Below are 16,011 nucleotides of genomic sequence, written 5' to 3' on the forward strand. Positions count from 1 at the left end.
TGGGTGGATCTCAGGCCCTCGACGAGATGCCAGCGGCGACACGCTCGAAGTAGGGGCGAGCCTCCTCCGAGATCGATATGCGTGAGTCGGTCGCGAGGATGGCTCTCGCAGCGCCGGCGTAGCCCGCACCCGGGTTCCCGGTCACGAGGCGGGATACGTGGCGTTCGAGGACGTCGGAGAACATGCGTTGCTCCGCGACCTGGAGGACGGTCGCCCGTGCGTAGAACTGCGTGTCGGGGTCCTCCGCATAGAGCGCCAGCACAGCGGCGGCCGTGGCCCTGACGGACAGACCCTGACCCTCGTCGATGAGCTGCCGATGGAGCGGCGCCGCCGCCCTGCGCGTGCCGGACTCAAGGGAGACCGCGAGCGTGGCCGTTTCGCGCCACCGCTCCATCTCTGCTCGCGCTTGAGGGTCGTCGTCCAGCATGGCGCACGCGGACGCGACCCACGTGTCGATTGGGAGTTCGGAGAGCGCTCCGTCTGCGGCGGCCCGGATCCAGGCCGACGTGAGCGCGCTTTGTGCGAGGTCGAGATCGAACGGCGTGATGGTGCCTGGGTCCCTCCCGGCTCCCAATGCTGCACAGCGATAGGCGTCGCTGAGAACCTCCATCAGATCCGGGTGCCCATCCAGGATCGCGAGCGACGCGCGATGCTGGGCTCGATCGTAGACGACGAGACGGTCCGTGACGCCGGTGCTGAGGGCGAGGTACCGTTGGGACACAGAGCGCGACGAGCCCACCAGGGACTCGATGTGAGCGAGTCGGCCCCAAATCATCGCGGGGCTAGCCGGTGCCTCGAAGTCCTCGAAGTCAGGTTCCGGCTTGCTAAACAACCCGACAAAGGGGTCCGAAAATCCGTCGGGTGTAGGACGCCCTGTCAGCTCATGCTCAATGATGACGAGGACGTGCCCGACCCGTCCGCGGAGAACCCCGAACCCCTGCTGCTCCGGGGCGTCGTCGAGTGCGAGGAGGGTCTGCTCGAAGGCGTGAACCGTCTCGGCGAGGCGTCCGGCCCGGTAGAGTGCATAGGCGTGGTCGGCGCTGTACCCGATCCAAAGCGGGGCCTGAATTCGAGCGAGTTCCTGTGCCGCGACCTCCGTCCCGCGTGCCGCGAGTTCGGCCGCCTCGCCGAACTCACCCATTTCACCTGCCGCGCGAATGGCGTCGTGGTAGGCGCGGGCACGTGCCGAGTTCATGCGAGCAGGCTGGGAGGCCCAGGCCGGCAGCAGGCGACGGTACAGGTCGAGCGCGGCACTGTAGTCCTTGTCCAACGCGTGCATCTTGGCCCGATAGTCGAGCAGCTCGGCGCGGTCTCCACCGGCGGCCAGCACGGCGAGGGCAGCGGAGCGGTCGTGGACGTGTTCATTGAGGACCGTCGCAAGGGAGCGTCTCGCACTCGTCGCCAGCGCGTCGTAGCCCCGCTCGTCAGCAAACACGATCGTCCGTTGGAGGACTTGCACCGCCGGGCTGAAGTCGACCTCTTCTCCTGACCGCTCTGCCCGGAATTTGTCGAGCCACGCACCATCGGAGATTGCCGTGGTGGCGGGACCGTCTTCTCGGAAGAGAGGTGAGAGGGCCTGCTCCAACACAGAGTCTGCCTCGACGGCATCGAGAAACTGTACGAGCAGGGACGCCGAACGGACGCGCACGGTGAGCAGGCGAACGAGGGGTCCAATCAGGCCGCCCAGAGACTCCACCCCCAACTCCTCGTCGAACGGAGGAGGTGCCAGCCCCGCATCCGCCGCGGCTGCTTCCATCTGCCCCAATGCGCCGGATGCAGAGATACGAGCGGCCGTGGCGGCCTGCTCGAGAACGAAGGGAAGGTGTTCGTCGGCGTCGATCTTCGTGACGACGAGGCTGGCAAAGGCGTATCGGAGGGTTTCCGGTATCGACGGAGCGCCGTCGACGCTCACATCGTCGATTTCGCGGAGGGCCGCGCGAGCGACCAGGACCGCTGCGTCCTGCTTCCCCAGAGCCGCAGCGACACGGAGCTGAAGCTGGCGCAGGAGAATGCCCAGGATGGGGTCAGGGCGGTACAGCGGATTGAACTCATCCGTCGCAGCATGCGCGAACCACGAGACCCACTCTGCGAGGAGGCCGAATTGCTCGTCTTCGAGATCGCTGACACTGTGGAACGCGGCGACGAGCGCCTTCTCGCACTCTCCGGCCATGCCGTGGAGCAGCAGGCCACTGAACGCTCGCGCGTCGAGGACCGGCTCGAGAAACGAGAGGGCCGCCGCGTGGTGGAGCCGCTTGACCGTATCGGGGTCGAACTGGGTCTCGTAGCTCTTTGACAGGAGGGGCGAGACGCGGAAGTGCGATTCGTCGACCTGTTCAATCCAGGGTCCAGTGAGAACGTCGAGGGCGTCGCCCGCACCAGGCAGTGACGGCGGGGCCGCCGCCAGCCGGAGCGCCTGCGCGCGCGTGAACGGCGTGGCATACAGGCTGAGGCGGTAGGCCACGTCCGACGCCCCGAGCCCTGCCAGGGTGGTCACCAGCCGTCGCCGAGCGTCCCGCTTGACGCGCTCGATGGTGGGAGGCGTCCCGAACAGATCGTCGTCGGAGACCGTCCCCCACCCCTTCTCCGCAGCGCTCCGGGCGTGTGCGGCTGCGAGCTGCGGGTGTCCGCTCGTCTGAATTTCGATGACGCGCGCCCATTGCTCGGCCCGCTCGGGGGGGCAGCCGGCCCCGAGGCATAACGTGCGGAGTTCGTGTGTAGAGAGTGGAGGGACGTCGAGATGCGCGTCCGCATCGTTCTGCGCCGTCGCCGCCAGAAGCGCGCTGGGGAGGCGGGCGTGCGCAGTGACGAGGGCGCGGCCTCCCCGGTCGACGACAGCGTGGACCAGGTGAATGAGGGGGAGTTCGATCCGCCCGTTCATCGCCGCGGGGAGGTCGTCAATCACGACGGACGTCGCGAGGGGCAGGTCCGCGACGGCGAGAGCGGCGAGGGCGAGATGATCCGCGGCGTCGTCCTCGCTTTGTCCCCGGAGATCGAGCCGGACCCAGTTCCCTCCCGCGCCTGCGACTAGAGCGGCCAGGGTTGATTTGCCTAATCCCGACGCCCCTGTGAGAGCCAGGACGCTCACGTCGGGGAGGCGTCGGCGGATGTCGTCCACGACCGCCTCGCGCGGAACGGGCGCCTGGACGAGCACTCGGACATTGGAATCGAGGACGCGCTCTGCCCGCGCGGCGAGTCCCCCTGTGGTCGCCGTCGTCGCGAGAACCGAGCGAGCGGTCAGGACGGACGTCGCCTGCTCGAATGCGTCGAGAAAGTCGACACGATCCAGCCGCCTCGGCCCGTCGGCGACGAGGGTCTCCCAGGCCCTGGCCTGGAGGGAATCGACGGCGACACGGGACTGGGAGGGGGGGAGTCCGATGCGGTCGCCGTGGAGAACTACACGGCGCTCGACACGGTCTCGAAGCCCATGCCGATCGGGCTCGCCCGTCGCCCATCGTACTTGGCGGAGGAGCAGGTCTCGGACCTCAGAGTCGCTCGCCGTCGTGAGGAACTCGCCGAGGCTCGCGCCGAGGTCGAGCGTTCCTAGAAAGACGCGCAAGGCATCGAGATCGGCACCTTCAAATCGGCACTGGTCCCACTTGTCGAGGCCTGGCATTTCCCCGAATGGAGATCCCGCCTCGACACCGCGCTGCGCCGTCGTGAGGAGGACGAAGGAGGCGCGCAGATCCGGGTTGCGTGCTCGGAGATCCCAGAAGTTTCGGAGCGCACTCTGCACCGCCTCGGAGCGGAGGGTGAGAGGGCGGGCGAGCGTCTTGACCTGTCCCGCCTCGACCCTGTCCTCGGCGCGAAGATCGACATCCTCGGCGGCTTCGAGGAAGAGCGCCTCGGTCGGACCGAGCGCCGTCCACAGATCGACCGACTGCCAGAGCTGGTAGTCGAAACCACGAACGGCCCCCATCGCCTGGCGGCGCGGGTTTCCTTGCGGAGCAGAGAGGGGCACCGGGGACTGCGACAACGGCTTCCAGATACGTTTGCGGTTCCCTAACCTATGTGCGGGTGAGGCCTCATCGTGTCACACAGAGTCTCGCGGCGAGGGTTCTTGAAGTGATCCTCAGCCTTTCCAGTACGCCCCATTTGGAGACATACCGTTAGCCTAGGGTGTTGACCTGCAAGACCTTGCATCAGGCGATTGGGCTGACCCGCCGTGGGTCCGGCCCTGACTCAGATTCCTTTGACAGCTTGAATTGATCTCAGATAAGCGGACTCCCAGTGGAGCTCAATACTCCGACGGCAGAAGGACTGTCGTCGCCGAACGGTCGGCCTCAGTAATGATCCAGAGCCGGCCGCCAGTCGTCTCGTAGGCCGAGAGGACGCGGGTGCCCTCCCCGACCGCGCGGTCGTTGGCCCGTGCGTCGTGCTCGGAGACCGATCCCCAGTCGCCAGCCCGGTGGCGGTGGAGGAGCCCCACGACGTCGAGGCTGTGACTGCGGACGACCTCGAGGGCGCCCGGCGTGGCGACCACGTGCCCGAGCGGAAAGCGGACGGGGCGGGTCTGGGGACGTTCGTTCTTGGCAGCGGTCGTGCTCATGGCAGCGGTGGTTGAAGCGGAGGGCTCTCCCGGCGTGGGGGGCGTTCGCCATTCGGCGCCTCCTCGCCGGGAGAGCCCAGCCACCACCTGCTGGGGGCAGAACCTCTCAGCTACATCAGCCCTCGCCCCGCCAGGCTCGTGTGCCCGTGGTCGGTCAGGATCAGGTGGTCGTGGACCGGAATGCCCATCACCTTGCCCGCCTCGACAAGCTGGCGCGTGACGGCCACGTCCTCCCGGCTCGGCTCGGGGTTGCCGCTCGGGTGGTTGTGCGCCAAGAGCACGGCGGCGGCGTTCGCCAGCACGGCCGCCTTGAACACCTGGCGCGGCTCGACGATGGACGCCGCCAGCCCACCGACTGACGCCACGTGGAGCCCGGTCAGCGTGTTCGCCGTGTCGAGGAAGGCGACCACGAACTCCTCGCGGTCGCGGTCGGAGAAATACTCGGCCAGCACGGCCGCCGCGTCGGCGGGTGAGCGGACCTGGTCGCGCGTCGGGAACGTGAACGTCCGCTCACGGACGAGCCGGGTCGTGTAGAGCGGGACGCCGGAGAACAGGGCGTCCCGGTAGGCCACGTGCGTGTCGGGCTGGCGGAGCATGCCGACGGGCTCCCGAACGACGGATTGAGGGCCGACCTCTGAGGTCTCGGCCACCGTGCCGTACAGCACGGTCCGCCGCGCGAACCACGGCGCGTCGGACTCCAGCCGACGGAGCCGCCCACGCACGGCCAGTCGCCGGGCGTGGTAGCGCTCGCGGCGGTCGAGCTTGGGCTGAAGGATTACAGGAGCGCCGTCGTAGCGGTCACAGCCCTCGGGCATCCTGGCCTCGATGTCGCGGAGCACGCGGAGGTTGAGCGCTGTGAGGGGCGAGGCCCCGGATTTCTGGGTTGCCATGAGTTTTCAGGCGTCGCTCCGCACAGTCAGACATCGACCGTGGTGGGAGCGCCCCCGTCGGCCGACGCGCCCTCGCGGCCGACGGGGGCGCCTCGCTCGCCTCCGTCGAGCGCCTGCCCCGTTGCGGCAAAAAAGAAGCCCGGCGACCGCCTGGGTCGCCGGGCTGAGGGCCTCAGGCTCTGGGCTACTCGTCGTCCCAGTCGGTCTCGCTGGCGGCGCTGCCGCCGTAGGCGTCGGCGCCGTAGAGGAAGTCTCCGTAGCTCGCCCCCGGTGCCACCGTGTCGAGATAGTTCGCCCGGTATGCGTACGGGCTCTCCTCGGCCACCGCGTGGGCCTCGGCCCAGGCCTTGCGGTCGTCGGCCCAGTCGAGCCACGCCGACGCGGCCTCGTGCGCCCGGCTGATCGCGACGTGTACCTCGTCGTTCTGGCCTCCGGTCACGTGGTACCGCAAGACGGTGCCTGTGCCGTAGGCGTCGGACTCCAGCCGGATCAGAGGGGCCACCCACAGGGCGTCCACCGGCGGGAGCTTGCCGAGCAGGTGCTTCTCCGCGTGCGTGCCCGTCCGGTCGGCCACTTCGAGGAACAGGTGGACCTCGTCGGCCGATGCGTCGTCTGGATCGACCACGGCGATCCGGGCCACCAGCTCCGGGTACTTATCGCCAGAGGTGGCCCGAGCGGCGAGCCGTGCGAGCCCGGCGGCCTCGCAGTCCTGAAGACGCGACGGGAGGATGATCGACCGGCTGCCGAGCCGGAAGCTCTCGCGCAGGGCGTCCTCCTTCATGAGGTGCGGGTGGAACTGGGGGCACGACGTGCGCCGGAGCCAGCAGGCGAAGCGGTACCAGGTCCGGGCCTGAGCGTAGTGCGGACGGGAGTAAGTGCGGGGCATGACAAGACCTCGGAAGAGGGGCTCGTGACGACCGCCATGCCCGGGGACCCGAGTGGTCCCCGCTAGCCAGCGGCCACACCGCCAGCAGGCGTAAGGCCGGACTACAGGGTCAACAGGGCTGCTTGCAGCCCGGGTGGAGCGCCCCCGCGCGGAGGGACCGTCGGAAAACCCTGGGCGGCGAAGACGCCCGCATCTGGGTTTTCTGTCGCAGCGCGAGCACGGGGCGAACGACCTTGACGCTGTCCGGCCGTCGCCTAGATTGCTAGAAACCGCTGCCAACACCCCGCCCCCCTCCTGCCGGTGTGCCGGGTGCGGACCGGCAGGGAGACCGTCCAGGGCCGCCAGGTCCTGACCGTCCTCCCCTCTGATGGCGCCTCTGGCGACCCGCCTGCCCAGGTACCCGTTCGACCTGAGCAAACGGTGACCCGTCACGCAGCCTGCCTCTCCACCCACGCCCGGACGTCGGCCGCTCGCAAGACCCCGCCCGTCTCCGGGACGCGTGCGACGACCTCGTGCTTGAACCGCTGGTAGAGTGCGTTCGCTGCCCGCTCGCCCACGAGCGCGAGGAGCACGCTCAGCGCGAGGTCGGCCGGACCCGACCCGCCGTATCCCCATTCGATGCCCGTCGGTGAGTGCCGCGCCGCGTGGGGCACGGAGGCGCGCGCCACACCCTCGGCCGTGCGCCACAAGACGACGTCCTCGGCGTCGCCCGTGATGGCCTCGTACTCGGGCCGGACAAGAATGCCGATCCTGTCCCGGGTCGTCTCGGTGACGCCGTTTGAGACCACGAGCCGGAGGGCACCGCTGCCCGCGCCGTCTCCGCCGGGGCCGGTCATCGTCTCATCCAGCCGGCCCAGCGCTTTCCCCACGTGGCCGAAGGCGACGTTGCACCCGAGTCGGTAGCCCCTCCCCTGGCCGGACGCGTCGGTCCCCGTCACACGCGCCAAGTGGACGGTGAGCCCGAACGGGACGAGCGGGCGGACCCATCCGAGGTGCTTCGGCTGAACGCGCCCCAGCACGCGCCCGCCGCGCGAGACGACGAGGTGGTCGCCTCGGGCGCCCAGATCCAGCGCCAGCCAGGAGGTGTCTGGGTCGAGGGCGAGCGACCGAAGAAGAGGCTGGTGCCGCGAGGTGCCGACGAGCTTCGAGGGGACGGCAAACGACGAGGCGCCGTGGTGGACGCTGAACGCGCAGGCGTCCAGGGCCTTCGCGTCCAGCGTGCCCGGCCGCATCCGCGTGCGCTCGGCTGCGAACGTGCGCCAGCGGCCCGCTTCACGAGCGACGCGCCGGGCGCGGAGTTCGGCGGCCGGGATGCGCGTCCCAGCTGACGTTAGGGCGTCCTCCGACGTGCACACGTCCGTGGTGGTGTGGTCCCCGCGCAGGGGAGCGGGCAGGGTCGAACGGGCAGACGAACGTGTCATCGGGATCGGGGCCTCCCCCGGTCTTGGTGCAGGCGCCAGAGGCGCGTTAGCCTCTGGCGCCAGGAGAGAGGCCCGGCGGACATCACCGAGCCTCGTGTCGGATGTGGCGCTGCTGGCCTCGTAGGCCGCGGCGCCGGGTTAGCGAGAGCGACTAGAAGGGCATCCAGTCGTCGACCTCGACCACCTGGGGCGAGGACTGGATGGGCTCGGGCTCCTCATCGAGGTCCGGCATGGGCTCGTAGGCGTCCAGCGCCGTCTCGGCCCGGGCGTGGGCTAGCGCGTCGCAGACGGCCGACGGCAAGCCTGCGCCTGCGTCGTCGTAGCCCGCGAGGTAGCCCTCCAGGTGGAACCCGTAGAGCCGCTCGAACCACCGGCCATAGGCCCAGACGCTCGCGTGGCGATGCCGCCAGGTGAGCTCGGCGAATCGGAGCGGCGTCATGAAGTAGCGCAGGCACTTCGCATCGGCGTCCCACACGGCCCGCGAGCCCGTCCGGTAAACCCACTCGGTCATCGGGCGCTCGGAGTAGCCGTCGGCGAGGCACGCCTCGTAGCCGACCTGGTAGGACGCCTCATGATGAGCGTCGACATCAGGCTCGGGCTGACATCGGCAGAGCAAGCGGTTGCAGCCGTGGCAAAAGTCACCAGGGCCGGGCATGGATCTGGACATGGATCTCAGAGCAAAGGATTCCTGAGCGACCTCCGGCCGAGTGCCGGAGCCGCTCCTCACCGAGGGGGAGCGGCCTCGGCATAGGCCTCTGGCGCATCGCAGGCGCCACTCAGGCGGCCCGGCGGTAGCCTGTCCCCTCCTCGGATCTCGACCACGGGGCGATGTTCGGTCACTGCGCGCAGAACGGCCGCCGCCCGTTCGCCCGTCGGGACGAAGAACCGTGTGCGGAAGGCGTGGACCTCGGCGAAGACCCCGTCGACCTCCAGCTCGCGCATGGCGGCCAAGTCCGGCCCCACGAGTTCGATCCGGGGCTCGTTCGCCACGCGGCGCACTCGGAGCTGCCAGCCGTTGGCGAGGTCGGCCTCGGCGCCGGCCAGCAGCCGCTCCGCCAGCGCGTCGGGCGTGATGTCCACGCGGTCGCCCGTGGCTCCCAGCGCCTTGAGCGTCGCGCTCAGGTGCTCCGGCATGACGGCCCGGCCGATCATGCGCTCGCCGCTGTCGGTTTGCGCTCGGTAGATGCGAGGGTGCCCGGCGATCCGGTCCCAGATGGGAAGGATCGTCCCGGTCACGAGGTGGATGGGCTCGGTGGTGAACTCGGGCGCGGCGTCGACGCCCGCGGCCCAGAGCGCTTTGGCTTCGTCGGTCGGAACGGGCTGGTGGCCTCCGGACGGACCGCTCGCGGTCCGCTCCCCTGGCTTGTTGAGTTCGGTCTCGTCCATGAGCCGGTTGGACCGCACCCCGACACGGTGGAGCCTGCCGACGACGCGCCCGGTCTCCGTGGTCCGGCTCCCGGCCCGGAAGAGCGCGTAGGGCTGCCCGCTTCGCCGGTTGACCACGAACCCCACCCACGAGCCCAGCGCCTGGGCGTCCTTGGCCCAGCGCCAGATCTCGTCCCAGTCCACGATCTCTGTCCGCCGCGTGAGCTCCAGCGTCACGACCTGCGTCGTGGCCCCGGACCGCTCGTGCGTGTAGACGAGCCGCTCGTCGGTCTTGACCACGCGCTCGGCTCGGATCGTCTCCACGCCCACGTCGAGCGTGCCTGCCTCTCGCGCTGCTTCGGTGGCTTCTTCGAGGTAGGCGTACCACGAGTCGAAGACGGCGTCCATGGCGCCGGTCTGGAGCGACAAGAGCCGGTTCAAGAACTTCGGCACCTCGGGCACGGCGCTCACGTTGAGCTGCCCGTCCTGGTCCAGGACTTTGATGCCCATCTGCTCCTCCACGAGCGCTGGCGTGACGCCAGAGGCCACCGCCCTGCCCTCGCCCCGGTAGAGGTCCACGAACCAGTTGTGTAAGGAAGCCCTGGACAGAGGAGTCTCCAGGTTGAACTCACTCGACAAGAGCCCCTGGCTCGCCGTCTGCCGCTGGCCCTTGGTGAGCGCGCCGAGCTGGTCGAGCCGCCGCGCGATGGTCGACAAGAAGCGGCGCTGGGCCTTGAGATTCGTAGTCACAAGCACCAGCTCGGGCGGACACGCCTGGTTAGCCCGGTGGACCCGGCCCATCCCCTGCACGCACCGCGCGCTGCTCCAGCCCGGCTCGACGCAGTACAGGACTCTCCTCTGCTGGTTGGCCGCCGCGAGATCCGAGTGGTAGCTCCGGCCGGTCCCCCCGGCCTGGCTGAAAACGAGCACCCGGCGCTTTCCCGCCATGAACTCGTCGGCCTCGGCGTTGCACGTCCGCCTCGTGCGGCGCTCTTCCACGACCTGCTCGATGCCATCGACGGTCTTGGTCACGAACCGGCGTCCACGGCCGGTCACCTCGGCTACGGCCTCGGGTCCGAAGTGGGCCACGACCTGGTCGAGCACGCCGTGCGGCACACTCACCGCCCCCACCTCCAGCATCAGCCGGTCCCGCGCGGCCACGGCCTCTGGCGATTGGACGAAGTCGCCCGCTGCGTTCTTGACGGGCCGCGATCTCACACGCCCGTCGTCGTCCTCGTACTCCTCGTAGAGAGTCGTTGGGAAGCTGGCCTCGACGAACTGCAGGAGTTGGTCGCGCGGCGTCACGTCGAGGTCCCGTAGATCCTCACCATTCGCGACCGCCTTCGCGTAGGCCCGCTCGGTCGCCGCCTCCATCGTGGACACGAGTTGCACGACGCAGCTCTCGCCCTCGGCCAGGCGCGCCTCCATGTCCCGGATCAGGCTCGGCGCGCTCATCGCCACCAGCACGTGCAGGAAGAACCGCTGGTGCGCCCCCCAGAACTGGCTGTACGCCGCCGCGCGGGCGCGGCCGCACTTGTCCGCCTTCGTGACTTCAAGCGCGTCTTGGATGTTGCGGAGCACGACCTGCCAGGCCTCGGCGCAGCGGTCATAGGTCTGAGCCTGGTGGGATTCGAGGTCGTGGACGAGCGTGCGGTAGTCGACGCCGTCGTAGGAGACGGACCGGGCGAGGTAGAGCCCCATCGACTTCAGGTCTTTCGCCACGAGCTCCATCGCCGCGATGCCTCCTGCGGACACCTTCTCGACGAACGCCTCGACGGTCGGGAACGGGGTGCCCCGACCCCAGAGCCCCAGGCGAGCCGCGTAGGCGAGGTTCGCGACCTCTGTGGCGCCGGTCGCGCTGGCGTAGACGATGCGGGCGTTCGGAAGCCGATCCTGGAGATCGACGACCGCCAGCGCTCGCTGCGAGGCTTTTCTGACTCCACGTGAGCCCTGGGTGTCTAGGGCGGCACTGGCGTTGTGGCTCTCATCATAGATGATCACACCCTCGAACTCGGACTCCTCTCCCCCACTCGAGAGCCAGGCGACGACCTGCTCCAGCCGGTGGATGCCGGTTTCGACGCCGTCCCGCTCGCGCGGCTTGCCCTTGAGGGTGTCGTAGCTCGCGAAGCAGATGCCATCGGCGTGCTGGATGGGTCCTTTGCATGCACCCAGGTCGAAGACGAAGTCCGCCGGGCCGCCGAGCGCCGTCCAGTCGCGGACGGCGTCGCGCATGAGGTTGCGGTTCTCGGACACCCAGAGCGCCCGGCGGCGGCCCTGAAGCACGTTGTCGAGGATGATCGCCGCAGATTGGCGCCCTTTCCCCACTCCGGTTCCGTCACCGAGGAAGAACCCTTGCCTCGGTCCGGCCTCCTCCCCGCTGCCCGGGAGGTGCCCGGCGTGCGCCGCGCCCGCGCGCGAGACGGTTTCGAGCTGCGCGTCCGAGAGGATGCCCTGAGCCACGAGGTGCTCGGGCAACGTCGGGCGGTAGTCGCTCTGCGGCGCGCTGGCCGCCGCCATCGCAGCCGACTCGACGAGGCGCGTCGGGTGCGGGCACGCGCCCGGGACCCGGACGCTCGGGCGGTAGGCGTCGAACACCGAGGCCGTGAGCGCACCGGTCTGGGCGGTGACCTCGGCGGTAGAGACCACCAGCGGGAGGGCGTCCGCGAAGGGCCACTCCATCGCAGAGTCCGGATGGGTTGCCACCTGCGCTCTCGAGCGCGATGGCACGGCGCTCAGACGGGCAATGCGCGGTGCGAGGAGGGCGAAGAGGTCGAGTTGCTCGACCGGTGATGTCGTCGCGCTCGTTGCGACATGGGAAGCGAAGGGGGCCACGGGATTTCTGGCTGGCACGGAGTGCGGAGCCACGACCCGAGACACTCCCCGGTGGGCTCCGGCCCGCCGCGTTGACGGGCTCGCCCACCGGCCCGGCACCGCGACGGGCTGTCGACCGTGCTACTTCTCCCTCCTCCCGCTCTCCTAGACCACCGGCTTTGCGTCCGCAAAGCCGCAGGAAGGGGAGTTGCTGGACGCAGATTCCCGGACGGGTTTCCGATCGCGAGGCGCGACGGATGACCCCGATCTGCCTCGTCCACCTGGCTCGAACAGGAATCGGCCGTTTGTGAGAGGTCGATGAGGCACCGCGCCGTCCCGAGGAACGCGCCGAGCTCTCCCCGCTCGTAGAGAACGGCGAGGCCCTCGCCCCGCAGACGCAACGACCCCTCGGCCACGAAGAAGACCATGGCCGTGGCGATCGCGGCGTAGGCCCCCGTCCGGAGCGCGAGCGTCTGCCCGAACGTGAGGCGGCGGGCCAGAGCGAGCAGCCACTCGCCCTCGATCTCGCGGCGCAGCCGGACGGCCAGCACCACCTCGAGCGCGCCGGTCACGATGGACCACGCGGCCACGAGCGCAAGCAGCACGAGGGCCGTGATCTCGGGCCGTTCGTCAGTCCAGAGGTTTGAGGCCCGCGACGATCTGCGCCCGGCGCTGCTCCAGGAACGGCGGCAGCACGACCGTCTCTCCCAACGTCGCCGCGTCCTCGTCGACGGCGAAGCCGGGGCCGTCCGTCGCCAGCTCGAACAGCACGCCGCCGGGCTCGCGGAAGTACAGGCTCCGGAAGTAGTACCGGTCGACCGGGCCGCTCGACGGGACGCCGAACCGCTGGAGCCGCTCGGCCCAGTCCTCGTAGGCGTCGTCGGGCACGCGGAAAGCGACATGGTGGACGGCGCCGGCGCCTTGCCGCGCCACCGGCAGGCCGGGTTGGACGGCGACGTGGAGCTCGGCGTGGGGGCCGCCGCCGCCCGCGTCATCGGGCGCGCCCATCTCGTAGACGTGGACCGTGTCGGACGGCCGGTCCGGCAGCGGGTACGTCCGGACGGGACGCATTCCGAGGACCGTTCGCAGCGCGAGGTCGGTGTTCTCCAGGTCCGGCACGCTCATCGTGATCGGTCCGAGGCCGCGGATCTGGTGCTCGTCCGGAACGGGGCTCCGGTCCCACGGGGTCGGCGGGTCGCCCGCGCCACCGTCGGCGATGAGGGCGAGGCGCTGGCCCTCGGCGTCCTCGAAGCGGAGCGTCGGCCGGCCGTCGATCTCGCGCACCGGCTCGGCCTCGATGCCGGCCTCGGAGAGTCGGCCGGCCCAGTAGTCCAGGCTGGCGGCCGGGACGCGGAGTCCGGACCGGATGACCGACCGCGTGCCGCGCTGCTCGGGCGGGACGGGCCAGTCGAAGAAGGTCAGGTCGTGGCCCGGCGTCCCGACGGCGTCGGAGTAGAAGAGGTGGTAGGCCGAGACGTCGTCCTGGTTCACGCTCCGCTTGACGAGGCGCATGCCCATCGTCTCGGTGTAGAACCGGTAGTTGTCGCGGATGGCGGCCGAGACGGCCGTGAGGTGGTGGATCCCGTGGGGAGACATGGCAGTGAGGGAGGAGCTAGATGGAGACGACGACCTTGCCGGTGTGGTCGGCCTCGGCGAGATAGCGGTAGGCGGCGGAGGCCTCCTCAAACGGGAAGACGCGGTCGATGACGGGTTTGATCTGGTTGGCTTCGATGGCGCGGTTCATCGCCTGGAACATGGGCCGGTCGCCGACGAAGATGCCGTGCAACGCGGCACCCTTGCCCATCAGCGGGTACGGCGCGGGGCTGTCGTCCGCGTCGGCCAACACGCCGATGAGGCCGATCTTGCCGCCCTTCGCGACGGCCTTGAACGACTTGCCGAGCGTCCCTACGCCGCCCACCTCGATGATCGCGTCGGCGCCGTGGCCGTCGGTCAGGTCGAGCACGGCCTCGGCCCAGTCCGGCGTCTCCTTGTAGTTGACGGTGAGGTCGGCCCCGAGGCCACGGACGGTCTCCAGCTTCGCGTCGCTCGACGAGGTCACGATGACGCGGGCGCCCGCCGCCGCGGCGAACTGGAGCGCGAACGTCGACACGCCGCCGGTCCCGAGGGCGAGGACGGTCTGCCCGGGGCGGACCGGCGCTCCGGCCTCCATCAGCGCGTGCCACGCCGTGACGGCCGCGCACGGCAACGTCGCGGCCTCCTCGAACGAGTAGCCCGCGGGGGCGTGGACGAGCCCGGCCTCGTAAAACAGCCGCGACTCCTGAAGCACGCCGTCGAGCGGCGCGCCGAGCGGCTTCTCCTCCGCCGACGGAACGCCCGAGGTGGGCTGGAAGAACGTCCCGGCCACGCGGTCGCCGACGGCGAACTCCGTCACGCCGTCGCCCACGGCGACGACCTCGCCGGCCCCGTCGGAGAGCGGGACCGTGTCGCGAGCGAGGCCCGCGCGCCCATACGTGCCCTTCGCGATCATCAGGTCGCGGTAGTTGAGCGAGGCGGCGCGGAGCCGAACGAGGACCTGTCCCGGCGCCGGGTCGCCCGGGTCAGGGCGCTCGGACTGGCGGAGGTCGCCGATGGAGGAGGTGTCCTGGGGGACTTCGTAGACGGTCATCAGAGGGGAAGAGTGGAGACGAAAGGGGGAGGCTCACCAAGGCGTCCGTGGGCAGTTCCGTGATATCTGTTTAAACAGGAGTATCCCGGGATCGCCCCGTGCCGACGCGGGGTACCCGCTCTTCCCTACTCCCCTCCACGATGCCTGACGCTCTTCCCCTCGCGACCATCGGGTACGAAGGCGCCACGCTCGACGGCGTCGTCCGCGCGCTCCAAGACGCAGGCGTCGAGACGCTCGTCGACGTCCGGGCCGTGGCGCGGTCGCGACGGCCGGGATTCGCCAAGACGCGGCTCGCGGCGGGCCTCGCCGAGGGCGGCATCGGCTACCTCCACCTTCGGGGGCTGGGCACGCCGGCCGACGGCCGCGCCGCCGCCAAGGCCGGTCGGCACGACGAGATGCGACGCGTTTTCGGCGAGCACCTCGCCACGCCCGAGGCTCAGACGGACCTCCACCACCTCGCCGAGCGGATCGAGGCCGGCGAGCGCGTCGCCCTCCTCTGCTACGAGGCGGCTCCCGAGCACTGCCACCGCCGCCAGGTGACCGAGGCGCTCGCTCGGATGCTGCCCGTCGAGATCACCGACCTCTCTCCCCTTCCCCCAACGGACTCATGATCGCCATCACTGGATCGACCGGCCACCTCGGCCGCCTCGTCATCGCCAAGCTCATCGACCGGGGCGTCCCCGCCGCCGACATCGTCGCCCTCGCGCGCGACACGGACAAGGCGTCCGACCTCGCCGACCAGGGCGTCGTCGTCCGCGAGGGGAACTACGACAAGCCCGAGACGCTCGGCCCCGCCCTCGACGGCGTCGACACGCTCCTGCTTATCTCGTCCAGCGAGGTCGGGCAGCGAGCGCGCCAGCACCGGGCCGTGATCGGCGCGGCGAAGGCGGCCGGCGTCGGCCTCATCGCTTACACGAGCGTCTTGCACGCCGACACGTCGGAGCTCGGGCTCGCGGAGGAGCACCGGCAGACCGAGGCGGCGCTCGCCGAGAGCGGCGTTCCGACCGTCCTCTTGCGCAACGGGTGGTACACCGAGAACTACACCGGGTCGATCGCGCCGGCCCTGGAGCACGGCGTCGTGCTCGGGAGCGCCGGCGACGCCCAGATCGCGGCAGCCACGCGCGAGGACTTCGCCGAGGCCGCCGCCGCCGTCCTCACCTCCGATGAGGACCAGACGGGCCAGACCTACGAGCTGGCCGGCGAGCCGTTCACGATGTCCGAGTACGCCGCCGAGCTGTCCCGCCAGTCGGGCACGTCGGTCACCTACCAGAACCTCCCCGAGGACGACTACCAGAACGCGCTCGTCGGTGCCGGCCTGCCGGAGCCCGTCGCCGCCATGCTCGCGCAGTCGGACGTGGCCGCTCGCGGCGGCGCCCTCGACGACGACAGCGGCGACCTGGAGCGCCTCCTCGGCCGCCCGCCGACGCCGCTCGCCGACGCCATTCGCAACGCGCTGTCCTGATCCG

11 protein-coding genes are annotated in these 16,011 nt (G+C 70.1%); 2 read left to right on the top strand and 9 right to left on the bottom strand.

Annotated features, from left to right (window positions below; all coding sequences use genetic code 11):
- Nucleotides 1-10: 10 nt before the first annotated feature.
- The 9 genes from BSZ36_RS18140 to BSZ36_RS18185 form a co-directional block, all read right to left on the bottom strand.
- Nucleotides 11-3,958 (bottom strand): hypothetical protein, encoded by a 3,948-nt coding sequence (locus BSZ36_RS18140; protein ID WP_143537003.1) that lies wholly within the window; start codon nt 3,956-3,958, stop codon nt 11-13.
- Nucleotides 3,959-4,234: 276 nt separating this feature from the next.
- Complete coding sequence (locus tag BSZ36_RS18145) at nt 4,235-4,546, bottom strand: hypothetical protein (protein ID WP_094551947.1); 312 nt, start codon at nt 4,544-4,546, stop codon at nt 4,235-4,237.
- A 110-nt stretch (nt 4,547-4,656) separates the two neighbouring features.
- A complete protein-coding gene (locus tag BSZ36_RS19765) occupies nt 4,657-5,436 on the bottom strand; it encodes a JAB domain-containing protein (RefSeq protein ID WP_218827762.1) in 780 nt (259 codons plus the stop codon).
- 184 nt (nt 5,437-5,620) lie between these two features.
- On the bottom strand, nt 5,621-6,322 hold the full coding sequence (locus BSZ36_RS18155; RefSeq protein ID WP_143537004.1) for a hypothetical protein: 702 nt from the start codon (nt 6,320-6,322) through the stop codon (nt 5,621-5,623).
- Between the two features lie 428 nt (nt 6,323-6,750).
- Entirely contained in the window at nt 6,751-7,743 is a 993-nt protein-coding gene (locus BSZ36_RS18160; protein ID WP_143537005.1) for a DUF6166 domain-containing protein, read from the bottom strand.
- Nucleotides 7,744-7,894: 151 nt separating this feature from the next.
- Nucleotides 7,895-8,398: a hypothetical protein gene (locus tag BSZ36_RS18165; protein ID WP_094551953.1), complete on the bottom strand. Its 504-nt coding sequence runs from the start codon at nt 8,396-8,398 to the stop codon at nt 7,895-7,897.
- 68 nt (nt 8,399-8,466) lie between these two features.
- Complete coding sequence (locus BSZ36_RS18170) at nt 8,467-11,787, bottom strand: strawberry notch-like NTP hydrolase domain-containing protein (protein ID WP_094551955.1); 3,321 nt, start codon at nt 11,785-11,787, stop codon at nt 8,467-8,469.
- Between the two features lie 762 nt (nt 11,788-12,549).
- Nucleotides 12,550-13,515 (bottom strand): ring-cleaving dioxygenase, encoded by a 966-nt coding sequence (locus BSZ36_RS18180; protein ID WP_094551959.1) that lies wholly within the window; start codon nt 13,513-13,515, stop codon nt 12,550-12,552.
- 16 nt (nt 13,516-13,531) lie between these two features.
- On the bottom strand, nt 13,532-14,545 hold the full coding sequence (locus BSZ36_RS18185) for a zinc-dependent alcohol dehydrogenase family protein (RefSeq protein WP_094551961.1): 1,014 nt from the start codon (nt 14,543-14,545) through the stop codon (nt 13,532-13,534).
- A gap of 140 nt (nt 14,546-14,685) precedes the next feature.
- On the opposite strand from BSZ36_RS18185, the gene BSZ36_RS18190 reads away from it, so the two are divergent.
- Together BSZ36_RS18190 and BSZ36_RS18195 are read left to right on the top strand one after the other, a co-directional pair.
- Nucleotides 14,686-15,156 (top strand): DUF488 domain-containing protein, encoded by a 471-nt coding sequence (locus BSZ36_RS18190; RefSeq protein ID WP_094551963.1) that lies wholly within the window; start codon nt 14,686-14,688, stop codon nt 15,154-15,156.
- A complete protein-coding gene (locus BSZ36_RS18195; protein WP_094551965.1) occupies nt 15,153-16,007 on the top strand; it encodes an SDR family oxidoreductase in 855 nt (284 codons plus the stop codon). Before BSZ36_RS18190 ends, BSZ36_RS18195 begins: the two co-directional genes overlap by 4 nt.
- Nucleotides 16,008-16,011: the final 4 nt, after the last annotated feature.

The sequence above is a fragment of the Rubricoccus marinus genome (assembly GCF_002257665.1).
Classification (GTDB): Bacteria; Bacteroidota; Rhodothermia; order Rhodothermales; family Rubricoccaceae; genus Rubricoccus; species Rubricoccus marinus.

What these genes read in the sequence shown, in the direction of transcription:
- BSZ36_RS18155 (WP_143537004.1), bottom strand. Translation starts at nt 6,322, where the DNA reads ATGCCCCGCACTTACTCCCGTCCGCACTACGCTCAGGCCCGGACCTGG.
- BSZ36_RS18165 (WP_094551953.1), bottom strand. Translation starts at nt 8,398, where the DNA reads ATGCCCGGCCCTGGTGACTTTTGCCACGGCTGCAACCGCTTGCTCTGC.
- BSZ36_RS18180 (WP_094551959.1), bottom strand. Translation starts at nt 13,515, where the DNA reads ATGTCTCCCCACGGGATCCACCACCTCACGGCCGTCTCGGCCGCCATC.
- BSZ36_RS19765 (WP_218827762.1), bottom strand. Translation starts at nt 5,436, where the DNA reads ATGGCAACCCAGAAATCCGGGGCCTCGCCCCTCACAGCGCTCAACCTC.
- BSZ36_RS18195 (WP_094551965.1), top strand. Translation starts at nt 15,153, where the DNA reads ATGATCGCCATCACTGGATCGACCGGCCACCTCGGCCGCCTCGTCATC.
- BSZ36_RS18185 (WP_094551961.1), bottom strand. Translation starts at nt 14,545, where the DNA reads ATGACCGTCTACGAAGTCCCCCAGGACACCTCCTCCATCGGCGACCTC.
- BSZ36_RS18170 (WP_094551955.1), bottom strand. Translation starts at nt 11,787, where the DNA reads ATGGAGTGGCCCTTCGCGGACGCCCTCCCGCTGGTGGTCTCTACCGCC.
- BSZ36_RS18190 (WP_094551963.1), top strand. Translation starts at nt 14,686, where the DNA reads ATGCCTGACGCTCTTCCCCTCGCGACCATCGGGTACGAAGGCGCCACG.
- BSZ36_RS18160 (WP_143537005.1), bottom strand. Translation starts at nt 7,743, where the DNA reads ATGACACGTTCGTCTGCCCGTTCGACCCTGCCCGCTCCCCTGCGCGGG.
- BSZ36_RS18145 (WP_094551947.1), bottom strand. Translation starts at nt 4,546, where the DNA reads ATGAGCACGACCGCTGCCAAGAACGAACGTCCCCAGACCCGCCCCGTC.